Raw genomic sequence first — 7,602 nt, forward strand, 5'->3', positions numbered from 1 at the left:
AGCTTCGTCGAGCTCGGTCCGGACGGCACGCTCACCGGCCTGGTCGGCGCCGCCCTCGACGCACCCGTCACGGCCGCCGCGCTGCGCCGCGACCGGGGCGAGGCCGAGACCGCCGTCACCGCCCTGGCCCGGATCCACGTCCAGGGCCACCCGGTGGACTGGGCCGCGCTGTTCGGCGGCGCCCGCCGCCCGCAGCTCGACCTGCCCACCTACCCGTTCCAGCGCCGCCGCTACTGGCTGGAGCCCGCCCGCCGTACCGCCGACGCGGGTGGCCTGGGCCTCGGCCCGGTCGAACACCCGGTGCTCGGCGCGGCCTTCACCCCGGCCGACTCCTCGGGCGTGGTGCTGACCGGCAGCCTCTCGCTGCGCACCCACCCCTGGCTGGCCGACCATGTCGCGCTCGGCACCGTGCTGGCACCCGGCGCGGCCCTGGTCGAGCTGGCCGTCCGGGCCGGTGACGAGGTCGGCGCGGCCACCCTGGAGGAGCTGGTGGTCGAGTCCCCGCTGCTGCTCCCGGCCGAGGGCGCCCTCCAACTCCAGGTCACCGTCGGCGAGTCGGCCGAGGACGGGACCCGTACGGTCACCGTGCACTCCCGGACGGGCACGGCGGGGGAGTGGACCCGGCACGCCTCCGGCCAGCTCTCCGAACGCGTCGTCGCCGCCGATTCCTTCGCCTGGCCGCCGCAGGGCGCCGAGCAGCTCCCGGTCGAGGAGGCCTACGCGCTGCTGGCCGGGGTCGGGCTGGACTACGGTCCCGCCTTCCGGGGCCTGGAGACCATCTGGCGCGACGGGGACACCCTGTACGCCGAGGCCGCGCTGCCCGAGCAGCTCGCCCCGGACGCCGCGCGCTTCGGCATCCACCCGGCCCTGCTGGACGCCGCCGCCCAACTCCCGGCCCTGCACGGGAGTGCGGCCGGGGTGCGACGGCTGCCCTTCGCCTACCGGGGCGTCACCCTGCACGCGGCGGGCGCCGAGCGGATCAGGATCCGGCTCACCGTCAGCGGTGCGGACGACTACCTGATCGAGGCCACCGACACCGAGGGCCGCCCGGTGGTCACCGTCGCCTCGCTGGTCACCCGGCCGGTGCAGGACGGTGCGCTGGCCGGCGCTCCGGCCTTGGACCGGGACGCGCTGTTCGCCGTCGAGTGGCCGGAGACCGAGCTGCCCGAAGCGGACGAGGCTGGGTCCCACACGCTGCTGCCGGTGGAGGCCCGCGAGGGCGTGCTCGCCGAGGTGCTGACGGCCGTTCAGGGCTGGCTCGCGGACGAGGCCAACGAGGGCTCGCGGCTGGTGGTCCGGACCACCGGCGCCGTCGCGGTGGCCGGCGAGACGCCGGACCCGCTGGTGGCGCCGGTCTGGGGCCTGCTGCGCTCCGCGCAGTCCGAGCACCCGGAGCGGATCGTCCTGGTGGACGGCGAACCCGGGGACCTGGCGGCCCTGTTGGCCTCCGGCGAGCCCCAACTCGCTGTCCGCGAAGGCCGGGTGCACGTGCCAAGGCTGGTCCGGGTGGCCCCGTCGGAGACCGGTGAGCAGCAGCCCTGGGCCCCCGAGGGCACGGTGCTGATCACCGGTGGCACCGGAGTCCTCGGCGGGCTGCTGGCCCGTCACCTGGTGACCGAGCGGGGCGTGCGGCACCTGCTGCTGCTCTCCCGCAGCGGCGCCGAGGCCCCCGGCGCGGCGGAACTCCGCGACGATCTTGCCGGGTTGGGTGCGGAGGTCACCATCGTGGCTGCCGACGCGGCCGACCGCGAGGCGCTGGCCGCCGCCATCGCGGCGATACCCAAGGCCCACCCGCTCACCGCCGTGGTGCACACCGCCGGCGTGGTGGACGACGGGGTCTTCGGGTCGCTGACGCCGTCCAGGCTGGAGACCGTCTGGGCCCCGAAGGCCGACGGCGCCCGCCACCTGCACGAGCTGACCAGGGGTCACCACCTGGCCGCCTTCGTGCTCTACTCCTCCGTCGCCGCCGTGCTCGGTTCGCCGGGACAGGCGAGCTACTCCGCCGCCAACACCTACCTCGACGCCCTCGCCGCGCACCGCCGCTCGATCGGCCTGCCGGCCCAGTCGCTGGCCTGGGGCCAGTGGGCCGAGGCCAGCGGTATCACCGGCCACCTGTCCGCCACCGACCATGCCCGGCTGGCCCGGCTCGGCATCCGGCCGATCGGCTCGGCCGAGGGGGCCGCGCTGTTCGACGCGGCCGGGCTGCTGACGGACCGTCCGGTGCTGGTGCCCGCCCCGCTGGACCTGACCGCACTGCGCGGCCGTCCAGTGCCCGCGTTGCTGCGCGGCCTGGTCCGCCCGGCCCGCCGCGCGGTGGGCACCGGCGGCGCGGCGGCGGGAGAGACCCCGCTCGCCGAACGGCTGGCCCAACTGGCCGACGAGGCCGAGCGGCTGGCCACGGTGCTCCGCCTGGTCCGCGCCGAGGTGGCGGCCGTGCTCGGCACGGACGCCGCGAGCGTCGGCGCCCAGCGCCCGTTCACCAGCCTCGGCCTGGACTCGCTGACCGCCGTCGAGCTGCGCAACCGGATCGGCGCGGCCACCGGCCTGCGGCTCTCCGCCACGCTGGTCTTCGACCACCCGAACCCCACAGCGCTGGCCGCCCACCTGCTGACCGAGCTGCTCGGCGCCGCACCGGCCCCGGCCGTGCGGACCGCCGTGCCGAAGGCGGCACCGGTGGACGACCCGATCGTCATCGTCGGCATGGCCTGCCGCCTGCCCGGCGGGGTCACCACCCCGGACGAGCTCTGGCAGCTGGTCGCCGAAGGCCAGGACGCCGTCGGGGAGTTCCCCACCGACCGCGGCTGGGACCTGGAGAACCTCTACGACCCGGACCCCGACCGGCCCGGCACCTCGTACACCCGGCACGGTGGATTCCTCGACCGGGCCGCCGAGTTCGACGCCGCGTTCTTCGGGATCTCCCCGCGCGAGGCGCTGGCCACCGACCCCCAGCAGCGCCTGCTGCTGGAGACCGGCTGGGAGGCGCTGGAGAGTGCGGGCATCGACCCGGCCACCCTGCGCGGCAGCCGGACGGGCGTCTTCGCCGGGGTGATGTACCACGACTACGCGCCCCGGGTCCGTGAGGTCCCGGCGGAGCTGGAGGGCTGGCTCGGCAACGGCACCGCCGGGTCGGTGGCCTCGGGCCGGATCTCCTACACCTTCGGTTTCGAGGGCCCCGCCGTCACGGTCGACACCGCCTGCTCCTCCTCGCTGGTCGCCCTGCACCTGGCCGCCCAGTCGCTGCGATCCGGTGAGTGCGACCTCGCGTTGGCGGGTGGTGTGGCGGTGATGTCCACCCCGACCACCTTCGTGGAGTTCTCCCGGCAGCGGGCGCTCTCCGAGGACGGCCGCTGCAAGGCCTACGCGGGTGCGGCGGACGGCACCGGCTGGGGCGAGGGCGTGGGTCTGCTGCTGGTCGAGCGGCTCTCGGACGCGCGCCGCAACGGGCACCAGGTGCTCGCGGTGCTGCGCGGCAGCGCGGTCAACCAGGACGGCGCGTCGAACGGTCTGACCGCGCCGAGCGGCCCGTCCCAGCAGCGCGTCATCCGGCAGGCGCTCGCGCAGGCCGGGCTGGCCGCGCAGGAGGTGGACGCCGTCGAGGGCCACGGCACCGGCACCCGCCTGGGTGACCCGATCGAGGCGCAGGCCCTGCTCGCCACCTACGGGCAGGACCGCGAACAGCCGCTGCTGCTCGGCTCGTTGAAGTCCAACATCGGCCACACCCAGGCCGCCGCCGGCGCCGCCGGGGTGATCAAGATGGTGCAGGCCATCCGCCACGGCGTGCTGCCGCAGACCCTGCACGTGGACGAGCCGTCCCCGTACGTGGACTGGTCGGCCGGGGCGGTCGAGCTGCTGACCGAGCGTCAGGACTGGCCCGCCGTGGACCGTCCGCGCCGGGCCGGGATCTCCTCCTTCGGGGTCTCCGGCACCAACGCCCACGTCATCATCGAGCAGGCCCCGCAGGAGGCCGCCGTGCCCGAGCGCGGCACCACCCCGCCGGTGCTGCCCTTCGCGGTCTCGGCCCGCACCCCGCAGGCGCTGCGCGAGCAGGCCGGGCGGGTGGCGGAACTGCTGGAGTCCGCCGAGCCGGTCGACGTGGCGCACGCCCTGGTCACCACCCGGGGCGCGCTGGAGGAGCGCGCCGTGGTGGTCGGCGACCCGGCCGGGCTGAGGCTGCTCGCCGCCGGCGACCCCTCGCCGGCTCTGGTCACCGGCCGGGCCGATGTGGACGGCCGGACCGTCTTCGTCTTCCCCGGCCAGGGCTCCCAGTGGGCCGGGATGGCGGTCGAACTCCTCGACACCGCACCGGCGTTCGCGGCCCGGATCGCGGAGTGCGCGGCGGCCCTCGCCCCGCACACCGACTGGTCGCTGCTCGACGTGCTGCGCGGCGAGCCGGGCGCGCCCGGACTGGACCGGGTGGACGTGGTGCAGCCGGTGCTCTGGGCCGTGATGGTCTCGCTGGCCGAGCTCTGGCAGGCCCACGGCGTCCGCCCGGACGCGGTGGTCGGCCACAGCCAGGGCGAGATCGCCGCCGCCGTGGTGGCCGGCGGCCTCAGCCTGGCCGACGGCGCCCGGGTGGTGGCCCTGCGCAGCCGGGCCATCCTGGCCCTCTCCGGTCAGGGCGGGATGGCCTCGGTGGCGCTGCCCGCCGCCGAGGTCACCGAGCGGATCGCCGCCTGGGGCGGCCGTCTCTCGGTCGCCGTGGTCAACGGCCCGTCGGCCACCGTGGTCTCCGGCGAGCCGCAGGCCTTGGCCGAGCTGGTCGAGGGGTACCGGGCGCAGGACGTCCGGGCCCGGCTGATCCCGGTGGACTACGCCTCGCACTCCGCCCAGGTCGACGGGCTGCGGGCCGAGCTGCTGGAGCTGCTCGCCCCGATCCGCCCGCGCACCGGTGAGGTGCCGCTGCTCTCCACCGTCACCGGGGACTGGCAGGACACCGCCGCGCTGGACGCCGAGTACTGGGTGACCAACCTGCGCGAGACGGTCCGCTTCGAGGAGGCGGCCCGGGCGCTGGCCGCCGAGGGCCACACGGTCTTCGTCGAGGTCAGCCCGCACCCCGTGCTCACCGTCCCGCTCCAGGAGACCCTGGAGTCGGCCGGGGCCGGGCCCGGTTCGGTGCTCGGCGGATCGGTGGTGGCCGGCACGCTGCGCCGCGACCACGGCGGCCTGGAGCGCTTCCTGCTCTCCGCCGCCGGGCTCTGGGTGCGCGGGGTCGCGGTGGACTGGCCGGCCGTCCTGGCCGGAGCCCGGCCGCGCCGGGTGGCGCTGCCCGGCTACGCCTTCCAGCGCCGGCGGTACTGGCTGGACGCCACCGTCACCAACTCCACCGTGACGGCCCCGGCCTTCGCGGCCGCCGAGGCGGGGGAGGCCGCCCCCTGGGTGGCGCGGATCACCCTCGTTGACGACCCGTCGGCCCGCGAGGCGCTGCTGCTCGACCTGGTCCGGAGGGAGGCGGCGGCCGTGCTCGGCCACCCCGACACCGGGGAGGTCGGCGCCGACCGGGCCTTCCGGGACCTGGGCCTGAGCTCGCTGACCGCCGTCGAACTGCGCAACCGGATCGGTGCCGGGACGGGCCTGGACCTGCCCGCCACGCTGGTCTTCGACCACCCGAACCCGGCCGCGCTGGCCGCCCACCTGCTGGCCGAACTCCCGCTCGGAGGCGGGGCGGTGGAGCTCGGCGGGCCGGAGCTCGGCGGGTTGGAGTCGGTGGCCGCGCTGGAACGGCTGCTGGGCGGCCCGTCCGACCCGGACCGCGAGGAGGTGCTGGCCCGGCTACGGGCCCTGGTCGACCGCTGGGGCCAAGCCTCGTCGGCCGACGACGAGTTCGACCTCGACAGCGCCACCGACGAAGAGCTCTTCGCCCTGATCGACGGCAACTCCGACGCCCACTGAGCGCCCGCACCGCACTCACCCGAACGTGATCCGAGAGGCAAGCATGTCCAACGACCAGAAGCTCAGGGACTACCTGAAGCGGGCCCTGGCCGACGCCCAGAAGGCCAACAAGCGGCTCCAGGACGTGGAGCGCGCCAAGCACGAGCCGATCGCGATCGTCGGCATGGCCTGCCGCCTGCCCGGCGGGATCGCCTCGCCGGACGACCTCTGGCGGGTCGTCAGCGAGGGCGTCGACGCCATCGGCGAGTTCCCCGCCGACCGCGGCTGGGACCTGGAGGCGCTCTACCACCCCGACCCCGACCACCCCGGCACCTCCTACACCCGGCACGGCGGATTCCTCGACACCACACCCGAGTTCGACGCCGAGTTCTTCGGCATCTCGCCGCGCGAGGCGCTGGCCACCGACCCCCAGCACCGGCTGCTGCTGGAGACCGCCTGGGAGGCCTTCGAGCGGGCCGGGATCGACCCGGCCGGGCTGCGCGGCAGTCGGACGGCGGTCTTCGCCGGGATCGCCGGCAGCGACTACACGCCCCGACTGCACGACGCGCCGGGCGAGTTGGAGGGTTTCCTCGGGATCGGCGGCCTGGACAGCGTGGCCTCCGGCCGGATCTCCTACACCTTCGGCTTCGAGGGCCCGGCCGTCACCGTCGACACCGCCTGCTCCTCCTCGCTGGTCGCCCTCCACCTGGCCGCCCAGTCACTGCGCTCCGGCGAGTCCGACCTCGCGCTGGCCGGCGGGGTCAGCGTGATGGCCACCGCCCAGGGCTTCGTGGAGTTCTCCCGCCAGCGGGGCCTGTCCGTCGACGGCCGGTGCAAGGCCTTCGCGGCCGAGGCGGACGGCACCGGCTGGGCGGAGGGCGTGGGCCTGCTGCTGGTCGAGCGTCTCTCCGACGCCCGGCGCCACGGCCACCCCGTGCTGGCCGTGCTGCGCGGCAGCGCCGTCAACCAGGACGGCGCCTCCAACGGCCTGACCGCCCCCAACGGCCCGGCCCAGCAGCGGGTGATCCGCCAGGCGCTGGCCGGGGCCCGGCTGGCCGCCGCCGACGTGCACGCCGTCGAGGCGCACGGCACCGGCACCCGGCTCGGTGACCCGATCGAGGCCCAGGCGATCCTCGCCACCTACGGGCAGGACCGCGAACAGCCGCTGCTGCTCGGCTCGTTGAAGTCCAACATCGGCCACACCCAGGCGGCCGCCGGCGTCGCGGGCGTGATCAAGTCGGTGCTGGCGATCCGCAACGGCGTGCTGCCGCGCACCCTGCACGCCGAGCAGCGCACCCCCTACGTGGACTGGGACGCCGGTGCCGTGGAGCTGCTCACCGAGCAGCGGGCCTGGCCGGAGGTCGACGGCCCGCGCCGGGTCGGCGTCTCGGCCTTCGGCGCCAGCGGGACCAACGCGCACGTGATCATCGAGCAGGCACCGGAGGAGGCAGGCGAGGAGGCAGACGAGGAGGCGGGCGAGCCCATCGGTGCGGTCGGCGCCCCGGCCGTGCTGCCCCTCGTGCTGTCCGGCCGCTCGCCGGAGGCGCTCGCGGCGCGGGCCGCGCAGGTGGCCGAACTGCTCTCCACCGACTCGGAGTTGGAGGTGGCCCGGGCCCTGGTGGCCGACCGGGCCGTCTTCGAGGAGCGGGCGGTGGTGCTCGGCGGTGGCGCCGAGGCACTGCGTTCGCTGGACGGTCCGGGTGTGGTGCGGGGGACGGCCGGGTCCGGTGGCCT

The 7,602-nt window shown here is 76.1% G+C and carries 2 protein-coding genes; both read left to right on the plus strand.

The window, feature by feature from the left end; translation table 11 throughout:
- Positions 1-5,889: type I polyketide synthase (locus tag ACZ6ZR_RS38310; RefSeq protein WP_465650613.1), on the plus strand; the 5,889-nt coding region annotated here is incomplete at its 5' end.
- A gap of 43 nt (positions 5,890-5,932) precedes the next feature.
- Positions 5,933-7,602: type I polyketide synthase (locus tag ACZ6ZR_RS38315; RefSeq protein WP_465650615.1), on the plus strand; the 1,670-nt coding region annotated here is incomplete at its 3' end.

This window comes from Kitasatospora sp. NPDC088742 (assembly GCF_055584905.1).